We start from the raw sequence: 23,143 nt of genomic DNA on the forward strand, positions 1-23,143 counted from the left end.
CGGTTGGCGATCCTGACCGCCCATGATCGCCTCCGTGGAACCGGCCGGCATCGTCGGCCGTGTTGGCGCTATTGAACAGCAATGTGACAGAAAGGCCACAGACGTGACTGCAAGGACAAGACTGGAGCAACTCGGCCTGCTCTTGGCGGCAGGGCTGACAAACATCCAAGCCCGAGAGCTGTTCGAGGCGGCGGCGGGTTTTAAAATGTCCCGGATCAACCTGTTCGACCATGAGTTGCCGGCGGTGATCAAGTTCTGTGACGAGCAACGCCTCAGCTACGAGCTGTCAGACTACCGCGTGCTCGAGTTCATGTCGGAGGAAGGCAAAGGGCATTTCTCCAACATGGGAACTCGGACAGACGATCCGGCCGGCCTTCGCTACTGCTACGTCAGCCGGGATCCCGAGGAGTCAAGGCGGGGCAAAGAGGCCGAGCGTGCGGAGGACTTCGGGCCCTGGGAGATGGGGGAGCTGCTCCGCGTACCGAAGTGCTGCACTGATTTCTTCGTGCGCAACAAGCAGGAGGCGATCGACAGGTATTCGGACGACTACGCTCTGATCACCTCACGTGAGACTGGCTCGCCGGGCCCCTTCGACTTCAGGCTCAACTACCAGGCGCAGTACTTCGGCTACAGTCTTTTCACGTACTTCCTATGCAACTGGCGCTGCGAGGAGTCCATCCGGCGTTCCGAGGCGATCCTGGAGATCGTCGGCGACGTGTCACCTTCTTGGCGGCGCACCTTCGAGCGCAACCTCGCGTCCGTGATCGTCTACGAGAATCTGGTCGCCGTGCACCGTGTGCACGGTGAGTTCGTCGGCGGGCGCGAGCTGGCTTTCTACCCGCACGACCTGCGATCCACCTCGTCCACCCCGCTCCGCGAGTTCCTGCTCAGGGAACGGCGGTTGCGCTGGGAACAGGACGGTTCGTTGCGCTTCACGGCGGGCGGAGGCGCGGCGCTGCTAGCCGCCGACGAGACCAGAGTCATCCCCTTTACGGCGGAAACGAGTTCCGCTGATGTCTGACGCAGCTCTGAGACCGGCCTTTCTCGCGTTGGAGGGACCCGACGGCGCCGGCAAGTCGTCCATCCGCAACATTCTCCACGCCGAGCTCGTCCGCCGCGGTCATGGCTGCATCATCGTTGGTCAGCACGCATGGCTGGACGTGGCGACGGCGAGAATCATGATCAACGCACGCGAGCAGCGTTTCCAGTACCCCTCAGGCGAGCTCGTCGACGCATACTTCCTGGACAAGAACCTTCACGCGACGCAGACAATCCGCCCCGCGCTCGAACACGCCTCCGTGATCGCCGACAGGTCCTTCCTCAGCGACGCTGTTTACCAGGAGGTCCTGTACGGAATTAACGCGGAGTCAACTCTGCGGCGTTACCACGAGAACGGCGCGTTACTGCCCGAGCTCATCATCTGGATAGAGGTGGACAGCGAGGAGGCATACCGGCGGGTCATCGCGCGGGGCGGGCAGGCGCGTCACTATGAGCGGCCTGCGCCACTCCGCGAGATCAGCCGGGTCTATCAGCGTGTTCTCATCGATCACGCGCCTCCCTGGCTCCCCCCGGTGATCAAGTATGTTAACGAGCGCCACGGTGACTGGAGGAGCGTTGTGAAGCGGGACCTGCTTCCTCAGGTGTGCGACGCGCTCGCAAGTCGGCAGGGGGGCGGTCGTACCCGTTAGGGAGCCCGTGGCGAGTCCTTAGGCATCCCGGTCGGGCGTCCACGGAAAAGGCCGGATTTGATTTTCCTGGATTCTTGGATCCGTCGGAGCGCTTCGCGCCCGGTAAAGTTCTCTGAATGCTTTTTGGCATGGCCGTTTCTGTCCCAATGCCGTGAGGGCAAATGCCGAAATGGTGGCGAAATTCGACTTGAGAAGCTCGAAAATGTATGGCAGTGTGAACGGCGATAAGGATAATTCGAGCGGGAGAGGAGGGAAGAGATGAACGGGGATGTCGACTTCGATCGCTTCGTCGAGGCCGTCAAGGCCGCCGGGCTCGCCAGTGAGCACGGTGTGGATGTGATCAAAAACTGGGAGTCGGTGCCGCTGACCCACTCCTCAGGCGTTACGCCCAAGGACTGGGAGCGCGTCCAGGAGACGCTTAATGGTGGCCCTCAGTAAAAGGTCATAGGGATTGGCCGTCCGTGGCGTTCGCATACTCCGCGGGCGGCCAAGTCTCGACTTGTGAAGAGTATCGCCTAAAAAGCAGGGGGTTGCGGTGCGGAAGCAGAACGTCAAGCAGCTTAGCCTTCCAGGGCCGGGTAATGCGCTCTCGGTGATACTCAAGCTTCCTGGCGAAACGTGCAACATTAATTGTTTTTATTGCTACGAGAAGCGAAAGCCTTATCCGGAAGCCGTCCAGCTTCAGCCCGAGATGCTCCGGCGGTTCCTCGGCCTGTGCGGGCAACGGCCGCTCAGAATCGAGTTGCACGGCGGTGAGCCGCTGATGCTGCGGCGCGAGCTGATGGCGGAACTGCTCGCCGAGTTGCGCGCCTACCCCGGGACGGTTTCGCTCGCGATCCAGACCAACGGGATCCTGCTCAACGACGCGTGGATCGAGTTCTTCAAGCGGGAGTGGCCGGACATCGAGATCGGAGTCAGTCTCGACGGCCCAACGGAGATCAACGATGCGTACCGGGTGGACTACCGTGACCGGGGCACCGCCGGTCGGGTGGAGGCCACACTGCGCCGCCTGAACGCGCACGGGCTCAGGATCGGGGTGATCGCCGTCGTCGCCAGGCGGTCCCTAGGACACGCCCGCGAGCTGATCTCCTACTTCGGTGGCTTCCCGGCGATCCGCTTCCTGAAGCTGGTCCCCTGCCTGGACTACAACGTGACAACCGAGATGCTCGCGCCCGCCGATCGCAAGGAGAATCTGCTCACCCTGAATCCCAGTGGGCGCGGCGCCCCGGACTGGGCCACCAGCCCGAAAGAGTACGCGGACTTCATCAACGAGGCCTTCGACGTGTGGCGCGAGGACGGATTCCGGCACTTCGTGCTCGAACCGGTGTACAGCGCCATGCGCGGCCTCCTGGGCGACGCCCCGTCGTTCTGCCACTTCTCCGATACCAAGTGCGCGTGGGTGTTGACGCTCTACCCCGATGGGCGCCTGGGTAGTTGCGACGAGTTGAGGATGCCGGAGGCGGAACACGCCAAGATCGGCGAGCTAGAGGACATTGATGAGGTGCTGCGCATGCAGCGCAATCCCGCGCTGGGCCACCGCCTGAACGCCTTGTACGGCAAGTGCAGCACCTGTGACTACCAGGACACCTGCCGGGGTGGCTGCCTCGCCACTCGCCTGCAGTTCCTCGGAACGGCCTACGACGACGAGTACTGCATGCAGCGCATTCAGATCATCGAGCACGTGGCATCGGCGCTCCGGCTGGACCCAGTAGGAGGCGGGACTCCGGGAACGCGCACCCCGGACGCGGTGACACGGAAATCCCAGTGGGAGGACTAGAACGCCATGACTGTTTCGAAAGAGGAGACGCAACGCGCCAAGGCCACGGGGGTGACCCGAACCCGGCTGCTGGAGTCTCTGGAACCCCGGCTGCTGGAGCGCAGACGGATGGCCGGCGGCAGGCTGAGGGAATCGCTCGCGGCGCTGGTCCCGCTGGTCCCAGGCGCCGACGTCCGGCGGGTCTTCGGCGGCCTTGAGCCGGAGAGCAGGAAGGGTTTCGCGCTGCTGCACCACATGGCCGAGGAGGTCCGTGAGGCGACGGCCTCGCGAGACGCCGAGCGGCTCGTCCAGGGCTTCCAGATCCCGGCCGCAGGTGAGGGAAGCCCCGCCGAGCTGGACACGGAGGCCGGACCCGTAAGGTTCGTGGACGGGGCCCTGTGCCACTCAGCGTTTTCGGCCGAGAGCGGCACGACCACGACCTGGCTGTCCGCGGAGGCGCTCCGGTCGCCCGCGCCGATCTCGGCGGAGTTCGCGAGGGACGCCTGCGCCGCGGTGTGGCGCACCGGGTTCGGCGCTTATCTCCAGCACGGGCTATCAGCGGTGGTCCTTCGCGGCCACTTCGACGAAACGGGGACCCTCTTCAGCTACAGCATGGCGAAGTTCCCGTACACCATCTTCCTGGACTGGTCGGACGACCCCTTCATCTTCGGCGAGTGCCTGCTGCACGAAAGCGCGCACTGTTGGCTGAACGACGCGTTCCTCGCGTTCGAGGAGCCGCTCTCCACCGAGCCGTTCGGCCCCTCCCCATGGAAGGACGGCGTCATGCGGCCGGCCTTCGGGCTCATCCACGCCGCGCACGCCTTCTCCATCCTCACGAGCTACTTCCGGGACGTGAAGGACGACCCCTCCGTCTCCAGCGAAACCCGGGAGTACTGCGCTGTGCGCGAGAAGGTGGAGCGGGCACGCCTGCGCTCGGCCGAGGTGACGGTGACCCGGGCGCTGGATCAGATGCGCGCGCAGGAACTGGCCGAGGTGGTGCGGTTTGAGATGTCCTATGCGATCAATGGGTAGCGCGTCTCGCGGATCTCGGTATGTGGACAGCGGATGTGGCAGTGAACCGATATAGCTCAAGCATTCGCGAGACACCCATCGAGGAGTTCCTGCCGCTGGCGCTAAGACGCGCGACCGAGCTCGGAATGACCAGGGTCACCGACATCACCTGGCTCGACAGGATTGGCCTGCCGGTGTTCGTCAGCGTCAGGCCCGACGCCCAGGAGGGCTCGCTCTGCGTCAACGCGGGCAAAGGACTGCATCCCGATGAGGCGCTGATCGGCGCCATCATGGAGGCGGTCGAGTTCGCCCTGGCGGAGTATGGGCGCGCTACGGCGGTCTCCACCGTGTGGGCTACGGCCCACGACCTGCTCGACGGGCGCCGGACGGCCGTGCTGGATCTTTGCCCCCGGATGGGCGTGACGTTCGACCTGGCGCGGCCGATGTTCTGCGCCGAGGCCGAGGAGATCGTGGGCGGCAAGTCCTACCTGGTGCCTGCCGAACTCGTCTTCATGCCCGCGCCTCCCGAGTCGCTGGCGAACCTCTGCTTCGGTTCTAACACCAACGGTCTGGCCAGCGGGACGACCAGACAGGAGGCGGTGGCGCACGGCCTCGCCGAGGTGATCGAGCGAGACATCCGGTCGTTCCAGCGGGTGCTGGACGACGCGTGGGCGGTGCGGATCACCACGCTGCCCGAGGAGGCGGCGCTCCTGGCGCGGGAAATCCACGCCGCGGATCTGGAGCTCTACCTCACCTACCAGCCCAACCCCTTCGAGATGCCGTATTTCGCTGCGGTCATCGCCGAGCCGTCGCAGAAGCACCCGGCGTATCTGAACGCTGGCTACGGGTGCCACCCCGACGCCAGTATCGCCGCGGTCCGGGCGATCGCCGAGGCGGTGCAGACCCGCCTGCAGATGATTCACGGAGGGCGCGACGACTTCATCGAGTACTACGAGGGATTCGCGCGGTTCACTGACGAGCAGCTCAACATGATCACGCGGCGTCACCTGCAGCTACTGCGTCGGCCGGCCGTCGTCAAGGACTTCGGCGATCTGCCGGGGGCGAGCCGGGTCGTGCCCGACGTCGCCACCTGCATGGACATGATGATCGACGCGCTGGCCGCCAACGGTATGAAAGAGATCTGCGTGGTGCCGTATACGGAGGCTGGCGACCCCGTCCAGGTCTGCCGGGTGATCGTGCCCCAGTGCGAGCTGTACTTCGAGGGGAAGACCGGGCGGGTGGGCCGCAGGCTCGCCGACTTCGCCTCGCGCACCCAAGCCACGGTGGCCAGGACGGCCGGATCAGGAGTGAGCCGGTGAGGCCAGGAACACTGCTTGTAAACCCGCCACTGTGGAACGCCTACGCCCCGCACCTAGCGGTGCCGCTGCTCCTGGGCGTCCTGCGGTCTAGGGACTGGCCGGCGCGAGGGCTGGACCTGGGCATCGAGTGTATGGACTTCCTCCTTTCCGAGACGGGCCTGACACTGCTGGCCGAGCGCCTTGAGAGGCGGGCGCAGAAGCCCAGCGACAGGCGCGCCCGTCGGGGAGCGCTGCTCGCCCCCAGCGCGATCGGCGAGATCGAGAAGGCGAAGGCGGTGCTTCGGTCTTTTGAAGGGCTGGAGGATGCCGAGCTCTACGCCGCGGCCCAGGTGACCCTGCGCAACGCGATGTGGTGCGTGTCGGCGGCCTTCGACGGCCTGCGGTTCGACCTGACCGCCAACGACCTCTACTACTCGGCCAGGTCCGCCGCCTCGGTGTTGGAGGCCACTACCGACCCCGAACGCAATGTGTACCGGTGGGCGATGGACCACCTCGACCTGGACGACGTTATCGACGACCCCGGGCTCGGCCTGGTCGGCGTGTCCGTCTCTGCCGACACTCAGCTCGTCGCGGCGATGACCTTCGCCCGCATGGTCAAGCAGTGCCGCCCCGACATGCACGTCGTGATGGGCGGTAACTTCACCACCCGGATGGTCACCCGGTGGGAGGAGCGTCATCCCTTCTTCGACTACGTCGACTCCTTCATTCTGTACGAGGGGGAGGAGGCCCTGCCTGCGCTCTGCGAGGAGCTGTTCGAGAACGGCCGCAGGCCGGTTCCCGGCCTGGTCAGGGCGGGCAGAGACGGACTGACGCGCACGCCGCCCCAAGACATCGACGTGTCGGCGGTCCCCTTCCCCGACTACTCCGACTCGCCGCTGGACAAGTACTTCGCACCCGGACCCATCCTCCCCACCTACGCGTCGCGGAGTTGCGCGTGGAACTGCGCCTTCTGCGCCATCCCCTTCGCAAGCAACAAGTTCCGGATGCGGAGCGGGGAGCGGGTGGCCGACGAGATGGATGCCCTGTCCGAGCGTTACGGGACGCAGTATTTCTACCTGGTGGACGAGATCATCACCCTGCGGAGTTTCCAGGAGGTCGGCAGGGAATTGCTGACGCGTGGCCGGGAGTACCTTTGGTACGGGGAGACCCGCTTCTTCGGCGGGTTGGACAAGGAGATGGCCCAGGGAATGCACGACGCGGGCTGCCGTCGCCTGAGCCTGGGAATGGAGTCCTACAACCAGCGCGTGCTCGACCTGATGGGCAAGGGGACGCAGCTGGAGTGGATAGAGCCGAACCTGGACGCCCTGCTGTCGGCGGGTATCCCCGTCCACCTGTTCTGCATCGTTGGCTTCCCGGGTGAGACACGGGACGAGGCGGAACGCACCGTCGCCTTCGCCACGGAGACTTGTCGGAGGGCGACGTCCGACTACGGGGTGGACCACACGACGTGGGCGGCGGCGCCGTTTGTGCTCGACCTGCACTCCCCGATAGGCCGTGATCCCATGCGCTTCGGTGTTGTCCTGATGAAGCCTCCGCCCGAGGAGGACCTGGCGCTCACCACGAACTACCGGGTCCTCAACGGCGTCAGCCAGGAGGAGAGCTGGACGATCGCCCGCCGGGCGGACAACACGGAGGCTGTGCCGGACCCGGGAGACACGTTCTGGTTTGACCCTCCGGTAAGGCACTACGTCGAGGAGCGCCTGTTCCTGCGCACCTGCCTGGGCCTCGGCCCGGAGCAGGACCCCGAGCGGCCGGTGCGGGCGTGGCGGGGGCCGGACGTGCCCGTGGCGCTGGACGACGGGGTTACCTGCCGCTGGTTCGACTCCTCGCCGATGTCCGGCCGCCCTGCGCTCGTCCTGTACTCGCCCGCCGCGGACGCCGTGCTGGAGTTTCCCGGCCTGGCCGAAAGCGCTGCCAACGTGCTGCGTCGTCACTCCAGCGTGGCGGAGAAGGCCGCTGGCCTGGCCGGCGACGACGAGCAGCGCGTGCTGTTGCTGGAGACGCTCGGCGCGGCTGATCGCCTCGGGTTCTTCCGCGGCGGCTCCGCCGCCGAGACCGAGTTGGTCGCGTGTGAGTTCCGCCAGGAGATCGGCGTGTCGGGCCACTTCGACCTCGAAGGGAACACCGGCAGGCTCCGCAGCGAGCCTCTCGGGCGCACCGTGACCGTCGGTGCACGGTCCTACGGCGCGTATCTGCTGTGCAGGGACGGCTGCCGGGCCACCGACAGCCGCACGGCCAAGCTGGGATTCGACCCGGAAAACCCCCTGGAGTTCGTGGAAACCTTGCGTCCGCTCATCGCGCATGGGCTCGTGTACGCCACACCCGCTTGATCTCGCGCAACTCGATCGTTGAAGGGAGAACAGCATGAAGTACCGATCACTCGGGCGCTCCGGGATGAAGGTGAGCACTCTCTGCGTCGGCGGCCAGTATTTCGGTCGTGCGGGCGTGACCGGGAACGACGAGGCGGAACGGATCATCGGCACCGCCCTGGACGCCGGTGTGAACTTCATCGACACGGCCGATGTCTACGGCGCGTCCGAAGAGATCATCGGTGATTGTCTCAAGCGAAGCGGACGCCGGGACGACGTCGTGATTGGGACAAAATTTGGCGTCAAGGGTATGGGCTCGGACCCGAACTCCAAGGGCGGCTCCCGCCGGTGGATGATCCGGGCCGTCGAGGGCAGCCTGCGGAGACTGCAGACTGACTATATCGACCTGTACCAGTACTATCGGCCGGACAAGGCGACCGACATTGACGAGACGCTCTCGGCGCTCAGCGACCTGGTCAGCTCGGGCAAGGTACGGGTCGTTGGGTGCTCCACCTTCCCGCCGGAGATGATCGTGGAGGCGCAGTGGTCCTCACAGAGGGACGGCTACGTGCGGTTCCGCTCGGAGCAGTCGCCGTACTCGATCTTCGCCCGTGCCGGTGAGGCGCACCAGTTCGCCACCTGTGAGCGGTACGGCATGGGCGTCATCGCCTGGGGCGCGCTCAACGGTGGCTGGCTGAGCGGCGGCTACCGGCCCGGTCGCCCGTTCCCCGCCCTCTCGCGGGCCGCCCGCAACGGCGTGGACCCTGAGCATCCCGGAGTGCGCCGCAAGCTGGAGCTCGTCGCGGAGCTGACCAAGCTGGCTGACGAGAACGGGCTGAGCCTGCCAGCCATAGCCGTCGCCTTCGTCCTCGAGCACCCGGCCGTCTCCTCGGCGATCGTCGGCGCCCGCACGGTCGAGCAGTTCCAGCAGGTGCTCGCCGGCGCCGACGTACGACTGAGCCCGGCCGTACTGGACCGCATCGACGAGCTCGTACCAGCGGGCACGAACGTGGACGCCTCCCCCGGCGCCTCACTGAGCTCCAACCGCGGAGACATGGGCTTCACGGCCGAGCCGATCCGTGAAGTCTCGCTGCGCCGCCGGCCCCGGTTCTAGGACTCGACGTGGAAACACTGCTTTCCAATCCGGCGCAGGCGGGCGCCGCATTCATGCGGGGCGGTATCTCGGCCGTCTTTCCCGGGAGGGCGCCGCTGGCGTCGCTGTCAGTGCCGGAGGCGGCGGCCCTGGCGCCGATGCCGTACCACGATCCGGTATTCAGCGAGCGGATGCTGCGGTTGCACCTCGACACGACGACGGACGAAGCGTCGCGACGGCCGGAGCTCGTCGCGGCGCACCTCGATCTCCTGGCGCCCTTCCTGCTCTCGAGCGCAAGGCTGGAGGTGCTGCACCCCGCATGCGGGCCCGGCCTCATCGCGGAGGCCATGGTGCGCGCCGGGTGGGAAGTCAAACGCTATGTGGGGGTCGATATCGGGCCGGCCACCGTTCGCCACGCCCGTGACCATGCTCCGCCTGGATTCGACTACCGGCACGGTGATGCACGGGACCTGGAGCAGCTGGTCCCGGAACGGGACTTCGGGCTCGCGATGCTGACCTACGAGACCCTGAATCTCTTCGCCCACGCCGACCTGCGCGAACTCCTGGCCCGCGTGGGCGACATGCTCGTGGACGGAGGAATCTTCGTCGCCGAATGCAGGGGCCCGCTCGCCGGCACGATCGACCAACGCAGGGTGCACCGTTACCCGAAGGGTTCGCTGTTCGCCGACGGGCCGCACGTCATTCTCGACGAATGGGCGACGATAGGCAGTCCTCCTACCGTTGTCGTACGGCGGATGACAGTTCTCGGAAGCTCGCGGGAACGGCCCGAGGTATATCATTCGGTAATCTGGTCGTATTCTATCGGGGAACTCAGCGGAATGTTCGAAGAGGCAGGCTTCGATATCGTTGACGTGCTTGCCGTTCCAGAGGCGGCCAGTGACGTTCCGGACGCGGTCGGCAATGTATTCGTTGTGGGCAGACGGCGTAATCGTCCGGCGTAGGCGAGGGAGGCCGTGGAATCGGCTCCCGGTGAAAACCCTTGAGCAAGAGGAAGGCGTATGCTGGAGAAAGCCGTTGTGCAGAAAGTGGTCTGCTACATCGTCCGGGACGATCGCCTGCTTGTGTTCAGGCACGTGGACTACAGCTACGAGGAAGTCGGGATCCAGGTGCCTGCGGGCACCGTCCGTCCCGGTGAGGCTCCTGACGCGGCGGCACTGCGGGAGGCTTGCGAGGAGACCGGGCTGTCCGGCTTCACGATCGTGCGCAAGCTGGGCGAAGTCGAGTACGACATCACGCCCGAACGTTTCGAGATTCAGCACCGCCACGTTTTTCAGCTCAGACTGGACGGTCCCGCGCCAGAGCGGTGGCCAAGCCAGGAGGACCACGACGGCCAGGGCGAGCCGACAAGGTTCGAATGTTTCTGGATTCCGTTGGAGCACGGGCACGTGCTCCAGTCGGGCCAAGGCGCGCTTGTGGGTCTCTTGGCGATCTGACGGATCCTGGCTGGGGGTCGTCCGCGCGGGCGGCCCCGGCCGGGACCGGCGGTCCGATATTTCTATTCGGAGGGATTGGGCGGAAAATGAAAGTACGTCGGGAGGCCACCCGAGACGCTTGCCGAGAAACGCTGGACCTGGCAGTCAGCGACCACAGGAAGGCTTTGCGGGACAAGCTGCTCTCGTCGCTGGACGCCGCGCTGCCGGGGTGGCGGGAGAGTCGCATGCTCACCGTCCCTGCCGCGGTGGAGGACGCCTTGCTGGTCCACACCCTCTACGAATGCGGATGGGCGGGCCGCGAATCGGACGTCCGGCGCGCGCGCGACGCGTTCCAGGTATGGCGAACACGACCGGATGCGGAGTCGGTCCTGGACCTCGGCGACCGCTCGGTGGCGGTTGTGGGCGCCGGGTCGTGTCGGCGTACCGATGACCGCAACCACGGCTCTCCCGTTTACTCGGTCACCGGAGACTGCCTGGCGGCGCCTTCACCTGTGAGCGCTCGGTTCGTGGGGGAGGCGCTCGGGTATGTGGAGGACAGCGGGCTGGGCGCCTACCTCGACCACGGGCTTGGCGTGGTCGTGCTGGTGACCCACAGGGAGTTCGACGGGATGCTCGAAAGTTACAGCCTGTCGAGCTTCCCCGGCACCATGTGGGTGGACCACTCCGACGACGCCCTACGCCTGGGCGAGGTGCTCCTGCACGAGAGCGGCCATACCTGGCTCAACCTTTGTCTCGCTGCGCTGGATGAGCGGCTGCCCGCCGAGCCCCTGTGGCACTCCCCGTGGAAGGACACACCGCGCCCGGCGTTCGGAATCCTCCACGCGGCGCTGTCCTTCTCTCTCCTCATCCAGTACTTCCGGCACTACAGCGGCGAGCACGCGCCCGACGAACGCATGCGGCGCTACTGCGCCTTCCGCGCCCGGGTCGAGGCGGGGCGCATGGGGGACACGGTCGAATCGGTGCAGGCCGCCGCTGGGCTCCTGCGTTCTCCTGAGCTGAGGGACACCATCATGGGGGAGGTGTGGCGTGCCGTCGGCTCCCACGCACACTAGCGCAAGCACTCCGCGGTGCATCGTCTACGCGGGCCCCAGTCTGTACGGCGTGCCGTCCGACCTGCTCCAGCGGCCGGACGTGACGCTCGACTGGCGGCCACCGCCCGACCGCGGCGTCATCGAGCGTCTGGTGGCGGAGGAGCCGCCGGGAACCCTGGCCCTCGTGGACGGTCTGTTCCACCAGACCCTGGCCGTCGGCCACGCCGAGCTGCGCCTGGCCCTTGAACGCGGCTGGACGGTGTGGGGCCTCGCCTCGCTCGGCGCGATCCGCGCCTGCGAGATGGCCCCCCTGGGGATGCGTGGATTTGGGCGGGTCGCCTTGATGTACGCAGAGAAAGGACTGGAGGACGACGAAGTGGCACTGCTCCACACTGAGGAGCCGCCGCACCAGCCGCTCACCCTTCCCATGGTGCAGATCCGCGAGATCGTCCGACACCTGGTGGCCGAGCGCGCGCTTCCGGCTGGCGCCGCGGCAGCCATACTCGCCGATCTCAAGCGGCGCTGGTACGGGGAACGCTCGCCAGAGCTCCTTTTCACCCTCCTGGCGGATCACGGCCTGCAACAGGAGCGGGTCAGGGCCCTCACCGAGCCGATCGAGCGCTTCAACATCAAGGCGCAGGACCTCATCGGGTTCCTGCGGCTTCCGGCAGCTGAGATGTGTCCCGCGGCCGGAGATCCCTCACGCGGGGCCGTTTCCACCGCAACCAGAGGAGCCCGCCACTCATGACCGGCCCCCAGCCGCTCGGCACGATTGAGAGAGAGTACCGATGGCTGTCGGAGCGGATAGACCTGCCCGGGGAGGTCGGAGACTTCCTCGCTGTCCGCGCGGAGCACCGGTGTATCACCGACACCTACTTCGACACTCCGGACTTCCGGCTTCACCACATGGGCTCACGGCTGCGCATCCGCATTCAGCCCCCCAAGCGGTTCGTGACGTTCAAGGGCGGCTCGACGACCGGATCCCCCGACGGCTACCGGGTCCGCCCCGAGCTCGAGGTCGCGGCTGATGGCGACATTGAAGGCACGGAACCCTTCCTGATCGCCAGGAGACTGGTGGACGGTGAGCTGACGGAGATCGGGACGATCACGAACAACCGTTACGCCGTCACCTACACAGGCCCGTCGGAGCAGGAGGTGGAGATAGCGGTGGACGACGTGGACTACGGGGTCGGCGCCCGGGAGTGGCGGCTTGAGGCCGAGGGACCGGAACCGGCCGTGCATTTGGCAGCCCGAGCGCTCACCGCGATGTTCCCCTTTCTGCGCCCGGCGCCGTTCGGGAAAGTCCAGGAGATGCTGATCCGGCGCGGCAGGGTGACCTGCTGACCGCGCACCACCTTCTTTCACTGGGGGAGCGTCATTCGTGTTGGCACCATGGCGTGCGCTCATTGCCGAGCGACTGCGTCTGCTCGCTCTGCTGCGCCAGGCCGGTCCGCTGAACGCGGCCCGGCTCGGGTTCTGGCACCTCGTGGCCGCGGTGATCCCCGCGCTGACGGCGCTGTGTACGGGCTGGCTGGTGCGGGAGGTAGTGGTGTCGGTCCAGGAGCAGGCGGGCCTGGAGCCGCTGTGGATGCCGCTGACGGTCCTGGTGGTGCTCTTCGCCGGCACCAATGTGGCCGACTCCGGCGTCGAGATCGCGGGTCTCGGTACGGCCCGGCGCCTCGACCACCACGTCCGCCGGAGGCTGCGCGACATCGCGACGGGCCCGCGTGGGATCGCCCACCTTGAGACGACCGCCTTCCAGGACGACCTGACCTTGGTGTCTGACCTGGGCCCGGGGCAGCGCAGGTCCATCGGGGCGGCTGCGGTGGGTCAGGTTTTGCTGACCTCACGCCTGTTCAGTGCTCTGGTCTCGGCGGCGGTCGTGGCCCGCTTCAGCCTCGTGCTTGCGGTGCTTCTCCTAGTGGCGTGCCTGATAGTCCGAGCGAGGGTCCGTAGGCAGTGGCTGGAACTGGCCGCCCTGTTCGCGCAGCACGCGCCCTTCGAGCGTCGGGTGGACTACTGGTCCAACGTGCTGGGCGACGCGGGCGCGGCCAAGGAGGTCCGGCAGTTCGGGATCGGCGACTGGCTCGTGGAGCGGCGGCACCAGACCGCGCTGGCTCGGCTGTCGCACATCTGGGCCGGGCGCGGATCCATCCTGCGGCGGCAGGGTACCGCCGTCACCGCGGCTTTCGGCTGCGGTGTCGCCGTACTGCTGTGGCCGGGGCTGGCGGCGGCCTTGGGGCTCATCGGGCCCGGTGAGCTGGTCACCTATATCGTGGCCGGATGGTCCATGCTCGCCATCAGCGCCATGGGGCGCGAACCCTTCGACATAGAGATCGGGGCGGTGGCGCTGAGGGCGTTCGACAGGCTTATGGGGGAGCACAGGCCAACCGGCGGGCCTAGCGTCGGGCCGCCCTCCACGGAAGCGCCGCATGTGCGGTTCGAGGGGGTGACGTTCACCTACCCTGCCTGCGATCGTCCGGTCCTGCATGAGCTGGACCTGGAGATCCGGCCGGGCGAGGTGCTCGCCCTCGTGGGACACAACGGCGCGGGCAAGACGACGCTGATGAAACTGCTGGCCGGGCTCTACTCGCCCACCGAGGGCAGGATAACCGTGGACGGAGTGGATCTCGAGGGCATCGATGCTGGCCACTGGCGCCGCCGGCTCACCGCCATGTTCCAGGACTTCGTGCGCTATCCCGTCAGCGTGCGGGACAACATCGTCCTCTCTGCGCCCGAGGGAGATGACGATCCCGCCGCCGCCGAGCGGGCGGTGGAGGTCGCCGCGCGGAAGTCGGGGGCCGCCGAGCTGATCTCAAAGCTTCCCGCGGGGCTGGAGACGTCGCTGTGGCGGGGCACCAGTGGTGGGGTGAACCTATCCGGCGGAGAGTGGCAGAAGATCGCCATAGCCCGGGCACTCTACGCCGTCGAGCGGGGTAGGAAGCTCCTTGTCCTGGACGAGCCGACGGCCCACCTGGACGTGAGCGCGGAAGCCGCCTTCTTCGACCGGGTCGTAGACGCCGCGAAAGGCGCCTCCGTGGTCCTGATCTCCCACCGGCTGTCCACCCTCCGACGGGCCGACCGGATCCTCCTGCTCTCCGAGGGCCGGGTGACCGAGGCGGGCGGCCACGACGAGCTGATGGCCATGGACGGGGAGTACGCGAGGCTGTTCCGTCTCCAGGCCGCGCGGTTCGACTACGAGGAGACGGGCGCATGAGACGGCGTGCCGGGGCCTTCGCACATGTGGCAAGGCTGACCCTGCGATCCAACCGCGGGGTCGCGGTTCTCATCATGGTGATCGTTGCCGCGCAGGCGACCACGGTCGGCGTGGTGGCAATGGCCCAGCGATGGATCGTCGACGGCGTAGGGCTCGGCGTCACCTGGGGCCTGGTCGGTGCCGCCCTGCTCGGCGCGGTCGCCCACGCGGCGGGCGCGGCGGGCAACCGCATCCAGAGCAACCTGCGTATCGATCTCGCAGAGAGAGTAGATCTGCTGCTCGCCCGCGAGGTGCTCGGCCTGTCGGGGCGCATTCCCACGATTGAGCACCTGGAGCGCCCCCAGTACCTGGACAGGCTCGTCATCTTGCGCGCGGGTGCCCGCAGTCTAGCCGCGTCGTGCTGGTCTGCGACCGAGATGGCAGCCGCCTTCGTCAGCCTGGGGCTGAGCCTGTGGCTGCTGGCCACCGTCCACCCCGCGCTCACGCTGCTCGCCCTGCTCGGAGTGCCGCCCCTGCTGTTCGCCCAGCGCGGCCGACGTCTGGTACGCGCCGCGCTGGACGCGAACGCGGAGGCCATGCGCAGGGAGTGGGAGATACACGCCCTCTGCGTCCAGCCCGAACCGGCCAAGGAGGTGCGGATCGCGGGCAACGCGGAGCGGCTCGGCGACCTGGCCGACGGGCTCTGGAACGAGATGTCGCGCAGAGAGACCCGGGCACGCGTACGTGGTGCGATGTGGCAGCTCGCTGGCTGGGCCTGCTTCGGCCTGGGCTTCGCCGCCGCGACCGTCCTCGTCACCCGACTGGCCATCTCGAACGCGGCCGGCCTGGGCGACATCGTGCTGGTGGTTTCGCTCGCCGTCCGATTGCGCGGGCAGATCGATTTGGCCGTGGACAGCGTTAACGAGGTGGCCGAGGCGGGCAACGTCGCCGAGCACTACCTGTGGCTCCGCGACTACGCCGCCGCGCACCCTGACGGCGACCGGCCCGCGCCCGCGCGTCTTACGAGCGGGATCAGGCTCAGCGGGGTCTCGTTCAGATACCCCGGCGCGGAGAGTGACGTCCTGACCGGCGTCACCTTGGACATCCCTGCGGGCTCCACGGTCGCCCTGGTGGGCGTCAACGGAGCGGGCAAGAGCACCTTGGTCAAGCTGCTCACGGGGATGTACGAGCCGACTGAGGGCCACATCGAGGTGGACGGAGAGCCGCTGCCGGCCATGGCGCGCCACGGCTGGTTCGCGGTGAACTCGGGCGTCTTCCAGGACTTCGCCAAATTCCAGCTCACTGCGGGGGAGGTCGTCGGCCTGGGCGAGCTGTCGAGGCTGGATGACCGGCAGGCCATCACGTCCGCCGTGGAGCACGCCGACGCCGCCCCGGTGGTGGCCTCGCTCGCGAACGGACTGAACACGCAGCTCGGCCGTACCTTCGGCGGCGCCGAGCTCTCACATGGCCAGTGGCAGAGACTCGCCCTGGCCCGCAGCCTGATGCGGGAGCGGCCCCTGCTCCTGGTACTGGATGAGCCGACCGCGGCCCTGGACCCGCAGGCCGAACACGACCTGTTCGAGCGTTTCGTCGCCGCGTCCCGCGACGCAGGGTCCCACTACGGCACCGTGACGCTGCTGGTGTCGCACCGCCTGTCCACGGTACACATGGCCGACCACATCGTCATGGTCGGCGGCGGCCGGATCATCGAGCAGGGGAGCCACGACGAGCTGATGGCCAGGGACGGAGACTACGCGGGCCTCTACCGTGTGCAGGCGGGAGGATATACGACGTGAGGGCACCTCGTGAGCGGCTCAGCGCCCCGCCGTACGATGAGGTCGTCAGTGATTGAACCGGCGAGGTTGCTGACGCTCTAAGTGGAGGTTTTCAGGTCAACGGCACGCCCATCATGAAGGGCGAATCCGCGCTGCTGTCGTACCCGTCGGCCAACAGGGACGAGGAGGTCTTCGCCGAACCGTTCCGCTTCGACGTCGGCCGCGACCCCAACGGGCACCTGGCCTTCGGCTTCGGCATCCACTACTGCCTGCGCGCCGCGCTCGCCCGCATGGAGATCCGCGCGCGGAACTGACCCAGCGGGTCAGGACCGGCGACAGCCATGCCGTCGCGGAGCTGTATGAGCGGCACCACGCGGCCGTCCTCGCCTTCGCCCGCCGTCTGTCCCCGGATCCGCAGGCCGCCGAGGACCTGGCCAGCGAGGCGTTCACCCGAACCTTACGGACCGTCCGCACGGGTGCGGGCGGTCCGTCCGGTGGGTGGCGTCCCTATCTGTATGCCGTGGTGCGTAACACGGCGGCCGAGTGGGCGCGGACCGACCAGCGTCTGGTCCTGATGGGCGAGTTCAGGGCTGAGGAGTTCGCCGATCTGCTCGTGACAGAGCCCGAGGTTTCCGACGACCTCGTCGTCCGGGACTTCCGCTCGCTGCCGCCGCGCTGGCAGACCGTGCTGTGGCACACCCTGATCGAGGAGGAGGAGCCCGAGCGGGTCGCACGGATCCTCGGCATCACTCCCGGAAATGTGAGCGTGCTGGCCTTCCGCGCACGCGAAGGGCTGCGTAAGGCCTACCTGGCCGCTCATGTTGGGGCCGGCTCGCCCGAGTGCCAAAGTTTCGCCGACCGGATGGCGACGGTTGTCCGCAAGCCCAGCGGTCGCATTCCCCGGGCGCTGCGTGCGCATCTCGACGTCTGCCCAAGCTGCGCACGGGCATTCGCCGAGCTGCGCGACCTCAACTCCACACTGCGGGCCGCGCTGCCGATCGTGCTGCTGCCGCTCGCCGTAGGGAAGGCCACCGCATCGAAGGGGGCCGCCATCGGGATGTCGGGCTGGGCGGTCCCGGTGACCGCTGCGGTAGCGGTGGTCGCCGCTACCGCAGCAGCCGTCTTGACCCTGCCGCCGGATCCCCAGCTCCCAGCGGCATCACCCCCGCAGGCGTCCGCCGGGTCGACGTGGAGGGCGGTACCGTCATCCACACCCACACCGAAGTCCACCTCCAAGCAGAAAGACACTCTGAAGCCGACCGCGGACTCCACGGTCAGGACGGCCCCGCGCACGCGGATCACCGACGTGGACCGATGCACCGGGCGGGCAGGCGGCCAGGTCACGGCGCGGTCGTGCACCACCCCACGCCATCCCCGGAAGACCGCCACAGCCCCGCCCGGGCCCACGACATCGGACATCGACCCGGTCACCACGAGCGCCCTGCGCAACGTCGGCACCCGACTCTGCCTCGACGTCCCCGAGGGCAGCCGCAACAACGTCGGGCAGATCCGGGTCTACAGCTGTAACGGCACGAGCGCCCAGCTGTGGACCAGAACGCCCTCCGGGCAGATCACCGTCTACGACGGCCAGAAGTGCCTGGATGCCCTGGAGCAGGGCAAGACCGACGGCACCGCGGTCGGCATCCGCGACTGCCAGGGAGGAGACAACCAGAGGTGGCAGGCGGTCTAGCGAGGTCGCGGCCGGGGGCCTGTACCGCGCCGGGAGGTCGTCTTCGCGCCCATCCGGCGCGTCGCTCGTGAGAGCATGCCCGTGCCGCTGCCCCGCTCGTAGCGGGGCAGCGGCTTATGAGGGGTGTTCGGTTGTCAGCCGCTGATGACCGAGATCATCTTGTCGGCGTCGCGGGTGAGCACCTGGCGTACGTCGGCACGCGGGACGAGCTTCCCGTCCGCGACGAGTTTCTTGAATTCGGCGAGGAGCCGCACCGCTGTTTCGTCCTTGCCGGAGGCCTCGGCCTTACGGGCCTGGGTCAGTTTCCTCGTCAGCTTGTCGTGCGCGCCCGCCGACAGCCAACTGGTGGCCCGGAACCGGTCGAGCAGGTTCTGCATGTCCCGAAGCGAGGTGGTGACGTTGAACCGCACCGACGTGGTCACAGCGTTGCCGGCGTTGTCCGTTGACGTCACTGCGACCGTGTGCTTGGCCAGCGCCTGGGTGAACAGCGGCAGCACCGAGCCCGAGGTGTGCGGGGCGCCGTCGAGGGTGCCGGTCGTGGTGCGGACGCCCGAGGTGGCGTCCACGGCCTCCCAGGTGATCACCACGTCCTGGGAATCGCCGTACACCTCGTCGTCGGCCACGCCCGATACAAGGAGGATGGGCTTGGTGCCGTCGATCTTCAGCACCGCGGCCTTCTCCTCCTCGCGATTGCCCGCCGTGTCGGTCGTGCGGTAGCGCAGTTCGTGCTCACCGTCACCGTCGACCACCACGGGCGTTCCTGCGTAGGCCTTCCAGCCGCCGCCGTCGAGCGAGTACTCGATGAGCTTGACGCCGGAGTGGGCGTCCTGCGCGGCCAGCTCGACCGGGACCGAGTCCTTGCTCCATCCGCTCTCGTTCGGCGGGGCGAACGAGGCGGTGGTCTGCGGAGCGGTCGTGTCGATCTTGAGTGCGAGAGAGCGGGCCTGCTCGACGTTGCCCGCGCCGTCCCGCGAGCGGTACTCGAGGGTGCGCGCCCCGTCACCGCTCACCGTGAACGGCATGCTGTACGCGGTCCAGGCTCCGCCGTCGACGCGGTACTCGGTGGCGGCCACGCCGCTGCCGTTCTCCTCGTCCACCGCGGTCAGGGTGACCTCGACGGGAGCGGCGGTGTACCAGCCGTCCTTGCCGTTCGGCTCGGCCGGGTTCTGCTTCGCCGTGGTGGTCGGCGCGGTCTGGTCGGCCGGGCCACCGCCGACCTTGGTGAGGCGGAAGGTCTGGTTCGGCGTGGCCGAGCAGTTCCATTGGATCACCGCGGCGCCGTCGGCCTGGGAGACGCCGTTGATGTCGACGCACAGCCCGGTCTTGGCGGAGACGATCTGGAAGAGTCCTTCGCCGCCGCCGGTCGGAACCACGGTGAAGTACTGGTTGGGCGCGTCCCCGCTGCCACCGGTGTGGCAGGTCCACTGGACCAGCTGGGTGCCGGGTGTGGCCGTGCCGCCCGGAATGTCGGCACACTTGCCGCTGCCGACGTTCTTGAGCTGGTAGCCGCCGGGTGCGGTCATCAGTTCCCACCGCTGGATGGGGTCTTCGGCGGCGCCCATCTGGACGAGCTTGGCGTTGTCCGCGGTCGACGCGTTCTCAGTGGTCACGTTCTTGCCGCTGTGCTGGGCGGTGACCTTGTAGACGCCCGGCTCGATCGCGGGAGGCGGAGCCTCGCCCACGAACTGGACGGCGTCCAGGTCGAAGGCGTTGTTGGCGGAGTTCTTGAACACCACGTAGAGCGTCGAGGTGGTCGCGTTCGCCGCCACTGGGACGGTCTGGGTCTGCTGGTAGTTGTTCCAGCCCCCGGTGTTGGGCACGGCGGCGCTGGCCAGTAGCCGGCCGGTGGGGGACTCGGCGCGCAGCTCGATCAGCCCGCCGCCGGTCGGGCTGGACAGGCGGTAGTTCACGCCCTTGACGGCGTGCAGGTTCATCGGGGTGAACGAGATCCAGTCGTTGTTGCTGATGTCGCCGATGCGCTTGCCGCTCTCGGCCCCCGGTTCGTCGATGACCCGTACGCCGGCCTGGGCGTCGAAGAACTCGGCCTGCTTGCGCAGCGGCTGCAGGACTGCCTTGGCACGGCCGGTGAGCGGCATTTCCTGCGAGCCGTCGGTGTAGTGGGCGTTGAGGACATAGAACAGGTTGGCGCCGTCGGGGTGGCCGCCGAGGTCGCCGGTGTTGACGACGCCCTCGCAGCCGGGGATCTCCACGGTCTCGTGCTCGTGGTCGTCATGGCCGAGCGCCGGGTTGACGAAGACCTTGGCGCAGTCGATCTCGCCGTCCTCGGGGTCGGTGACCTTGATCTTGTACGGCACGTCCTGGCCGAATTGGATCGGCGTGCCGTTCAGCGGGGTCTCGATGGTCACCGTGGGCCGGCTGTTGCCGGCGGTGATCTCGATGTTGGCGAAGCCCTCCTTGCCGGTGCTGTCGGTGATCTTGAGCTGGGCGGTGAACCGGCCTGGGGTCTCGTACACGTGGGTGGCCTTGACCTGGGTGGAGTCGACGGTGCCGTCACCGTCGAAGTCCCAGGCGTAGGTGAGGGAATCGCCGTCGGGGTCGTAGCTGCCGGAGGCGTCGAACTCGACGGTCAGCGGGGTGACGCCGTCGACCCGCGAGGAGGTGGCCTTCGCCACCGGCGAGCGGGCGCCGGCCGCATAGTCGATCCGGTAGAGGCCGGAGTCGTTGTTGCCGCCGCCGAAGTCGGTGCCCCACTCCAGCAGGTACATCGCGCCGTCCGGGCCGAAGGTCATGTCCATCGGCTTGAGGAAGGGCGTGGTCCCCAGGAAGCTGTTGATCTTGAGGACTTGGTCGTTGGAGTCGAGGTGGATCTCCTTGATGTAGTGGCGCGACCACTCGTAGAAGAAGTTCACGCCGTCGAAGTAGGGCGGGAACTTGGTCTTCGAGGGATTGTCCGCGTCGTAGCGGTAGACGGGGCCGCTCATCGGCGCCGAGCCGCCCGAGCCGAGCTCGGGGAAGGACGGGGAGGCGCTGTAGCCGTACCACATGATCGGCTTCTCGATCGGCGGCAGCTCGGTCAGGCCGGTGTTGTTCGGTGACTCGTTGACGGGGGCGGCGCAGTTGAACTTGGCGCCGATCTCCTTGGTGTCCGGGTTGTACGGCGCGTACGCCTGGTTGTCACCGTGGCAGAACGGCCAGCCGAAGTTGCCCGGCTTCTTGATGACGTCGTATTCCACCAGGCCCTCGGGGCCACGGTCGGTGGTGGGGCCGCCCCGGTCCGGACCGTAGTCGGCCACGTGCAGGTAACCCGTCTTGGCGTCGACGGTGAACCGGAAGGGGTTGCGGAAGCCCATGGCATAGATCTCGGGACGGGTCTTCGCGGTGCCCGGCGGGAAGAGGTTGCCCTCGGGAACGTCGTAGCCGCCGTCGGCCTTCGGCTTGATCCGCAGGATCTTACCGCGCAGGTCGTTGGTGTTGCCCGCGGTGCGGGCGGCGTCCAGCATGTGCTGACCGGGCCGCCAGTCGAGCGGCGCGTAGCCCTGCCAGTCGGGCGACAGGTTCGGAGGGACGTCGTCGCCGACGCTCAGGTAGAGGCTGCCGTCAGGGCCGAACTCGACCGCGCCGCCGGTGTGGCCTGGCTCGGGATAGGTCCGAGCGCGATAGGCGGGAATTTCGATGATCTTCTTCTCGGTGCTCAGGTCGATGGTGTCGCCCTGCACGGTGAACCGGGACAGCCGGTTGACGTCCTGGGCACTGTCGGCAGGCGACCAGTAGACATAGATCCACCCGTTCTGAGCGAATTTCGGGTCGAGCTCCATGCCGACCAGGCCGTCCTCGCCGCCGGTGTAGACGTTGAGGGTGGCGGCGGTGACGGTCATGTGGGTGTCGGGCTTGTAGATCTTCACCTCGCCCTGGCGCTGGACGTAGAACACCCGCCCGTCGGGGGCGACGTCCAGCTCCATCGGGTTGCTGGTGTTGTCGTCCAGGGCGACCTTCTCGAAGCTGCTCCATACGGTGCCGCCGCAGTCGCCCGGCTGGGCGCCGGCCGCCCACTCGACGCCGCCGAGAACGTGCTCGCGGAACTCCGGCTCGGCATAGGCCGCCGACTCGTGTCCCATGGCGGTGGCCCACACCCGGGCGCCTTCGGCCTGGCGGCACCAGGAGATCGGGTGGTCAGGACCCATGGCGGAGGGGCCGGGGTTGTAGGTCGTCTCGTCGGCGGCGACCAGGACGTGCACGTTGCCGCGCGGGTTGGGCGCGAAGTTGTACCACTCCTCCGCGCGCTGCCACCGCTGCGGGAGTTTCTTGGTGGAGGGGTGCACGCGGTCGACGACCTTGGCCAGCCCTTGGAGCGTGCCGGGCGAGTGCGCCGGCATGTGGGCGCCGCCGTTGATCAGCTCGTCCCACCAGGGGAACTCGTTTTCGATGCCCATGTCGAGCGCGTTGTGGACGGCCACGACGCCCTTGCCCGACCGGACGAACTTCTGCAGCGCCTGCCGCTGGGCGTCGTTCTCCCAGACCATGCCGGAGTTCTGCATCATGATCAGGACGTCGAACGTGGCCAGGTCGGTGTCGTTGAACACCGAGGAGTCGGCGCTCTGCACCACCTCGAAGTCATGGGCCGCGGCCAGCTCGTTCACCATCTGGATGCCGGCCGGGATGGAGGCGTGCACGTATCCCGCTGCCTTGGTGAACAGCAGGGCGCGGAAGCCGTGGAGGGTGGCACTGGTCGCGTGGGCGGGAGCCGGCGCCAGCGCGAGCGCCAGCAACAAGGCTGGGAGTAAGAGGGCAGTGAGAAATCGTCGCATGGCGAATCTCCTGGGGGGGGTGGCGACACCTCGGAACGAGGTGTGAAGGAACGCT

The 23,143-nt window shown here is 67.6% G+C and carries 17 protein-coding genes and 1 pseudogene; 17 read left to right on the forward strand and 1 reads right to left on the reverse strand.

What is annotated here, in order from left to right:
- Positions 1-22 precede the first annotated feature (22 nt).
- From H4W80_RS02705 to H4W80_RS02785, 17 genes and pseudogenes are all read left to right on the forward strand, one after another.
- Positions 23-1,021, forward strand: coding sequence for a hypothetical protein (locus H4W80_RS02705; RefSeq protein ID WP_192783597.1), 999 nt, complete (start codon positions 23-25; stop codon positions 1,019-1,021).
- Positions 1,014-1,688, forward strand: a complete 675-nt coding sequence (locus tag H4W80_RS02710) for a dTMP kinase (protein WP_192783598.1) — start codon at positions 1,014-1,016, stop codon at positions 1,686-1,688. Before H4W80_RS02705 ends, H4W80_RS02710 begins: the two co-directional genes overlap by 8 nt.
- Positions 1,689-1,946: 258 nt before the next feature.
- Positions 1,947-2,126 (forward strand): hypothetical protein, encoded by a 180-nt coding sequence (locus H4W80_RS02715; protein WP_192783599.1) that lies wholly within the window; start codon positions 1,947-1,949, stop codon positions 2,124-2,126.
- 97 nt (positions 2,127-2,223) lie between these two features.
- The gene (locus H4W80_RS63330; protein ID WP_192783600.1) at positions 2,224-3,465 is read left to right on the forward strand and encodes a radical SAM/SPASM domain-containing protein; all 1,242 of its coding nucleotides are present in this window, start codon (positions 2,224-2,226) and stop codon (positions 3,463-3,465) included.
- A gap of 6 nt (positions 3,466-3,471) precedes the next feature.
- Positions 3,472-4,476 (forward strand): aKG-HExxH-type peptide beta-hydroxylase, encoded by a 1,005-nt coding sequence (locus H4W80_RS02725; protein ID WP_192783601.1) that lies wholly within the window; start codon positions 3,472-3,474, stop codon positions 4,474-4,476.
- A 125-nt stretch (positions 4,477-4,601) separates the two neighbouring features.
- Complete coding sequence (locus H4W80_RS02730; protein ID WP_192783602.1) at positions 4,602-5,774, forward strand: YcaO-like family protein; 1,173 nt, start codon at positions 4,602-4,604, stop codon at positions 5,772-5,774.
- A gap of 131 nt (positions 5,775-5,905) precedes the next feature.
- Positions 5,906-8,104 (forward strand): B12-binding domain-containing radical SAM protein, encoded by a 2,199-nt coding sequence (locus H4W80_RS02735; protein ID WP_192783603.1) that lies wholly within the window; start codon positions 5,906-5,908, stop codon positions 8,102-8,104.
- A 34-nt stretch (positions 8,105-8,138) separates the two neighbouring features.
- Positions 8,139-9,197 carry an aldo/keto reductase gene (locus H4W80_RS02740; RefSeq protein WP_192783604.1) on the forward strand — a complete coding sequence of 353 codons (1,059 nt, stop codon included), beginning with the start codon at positions 8,139-8,141 and terminating at the stop codon, positions 9,195-9,197.
- 8 nt (positions 9,198-9,205) lie between these two features.
- Positions 9,206-10,138, forward strand: a complete 933-nt coding sequence (locus H4W80_RS02745; protein WP_192783605.1) for a class I SAM-dependent methyltransferase — start codon at positions 9,206-9,208, stop codon at positions 10,136-10,138.
- Between the two features lie 57 nt (positions 10,139-10,195).
- The gene (locus tag H4W80_RS02750; RefSeq protein ID WP_192783606.1) at positions 10,196-10,630 is read left to right on the forward strand and encodes an NUDIX hydrolase; all 435 of its coding nucleotides are present in this window, start codon (positions 10,196-10,198) and stop codon (positions 10,628-10,630) included.
- Between the two features lie 164 nt (positions 10,631-10,794).
- The gene (locus tag H4W80_RS02755; RefSeq protein WP_192783607.1) at positions 10,795-11,682 is read left to right on the forward strand and encodes an aKG-HExxH-type peptide beta-hydroxylase; all 888 of its coding nucleotides are present in this window, start codon (positions 10,795-10,797) and stop codon (positions 11,680-11,682) included.
- A 49-nt stretch (positions 11,683-11,731) separates the two neighbouring features.
- On the forward strand, positions 11,732-12,409 hold the full coding sequence (locus tag H4W80_RS02760) for a TfuA-like protein (RefSeq protein WP_192783608.1): 678 nt from the start codon (positions 11,732-11,734) through the stop codon (positions 12,407-12,409).
- Positions 12,406-13,005: a CYTH domain-containing protein gene (locus H4W80_RS02765; RefSeq protein ID WP_192783609.1), complete on the forward strand. Its 600-nt coding sequence runs from the start codon at positions 12,406-12,408 to the stop codon at positions 13,003-13,005. Before H4W80_RS02760 ends, H4W80_RS02765 begins: the two co-directional genes overlap by 4 nt.
- Before the next feature lie 37 nt (positions 13,006-13,042).
- Entirely contained in the window at positions 13,043-14,878 is a 1,836-nt protein-coding gene (locus tag H4W80_RS02770) for an ABC transporter ATP-binding protein (RefSeq protein WP_192783610.1), read from the forward strand.
- Positions 14,879-14,952: 74 nt separating this feature from the next.
- Positions 14,953-16,653: an ABC transporter ATP-binding protein gene (locus tag H4W80_RS02775; protein WP_192783611.1), complete on the forward strand. Its 1,701-nt coding sequence runs from the start codon at positions 14,953-14,955 to the stop codon at positions 16,651-16,653.
- Positions 16,654-16,757: 104 nt separating this feature from the next.
- A pseudogene (locus tag H4W80_RS02780) lies at positions 16,758-16,946 on the forward strand (cytochrome P450); the annotation flags it as partial.
- Positions 16,943-18,322 carry a sigma-70 family RNA polymerase sigma factor gene (locus tag H4W80_RS02785; protein WP_264086055.1) on the forward strand — a complete coding sequence of 460 codons (1,380 nt, stop codon included), beginning with the start codon at positions 16,943-16,945 and terminating at the stop codon, positions 18,320-18,322. The pseudogene H4W80_RS02780 and the gene H4W80_RS02785, both read left to right, overlap by 4 nt.
- A 134-nt stretch (positions 18,323-18,456) precedes the next feature.
- Here H4W80_RS02785 and H4W80_RS02790 read toward each other — a convergent pair whose 3' ends face one another.
- On the reverse strand, positions 18,457-23,088 hold the full coding sequence (locus H4W80_RS02790) for a ThuA domain-containing protein (protein ID WP_192783613.1): 4,632 nt from the start codon (positions 23,086-23,088) through the stop codon (positions 18,457-18,459).
- Positions 23,089-23,143: the final 55 nt, after the last annotated feature.

The organism is Nonomuraea angiospora (genome assembly GCF_014873145.1).
GTDB lineage: Bacteria > Actinomycetota > Actinomycetes > Streptosporangiales > Streptosporangiaceae > Nonomuraea > Nonomuraea angiospora.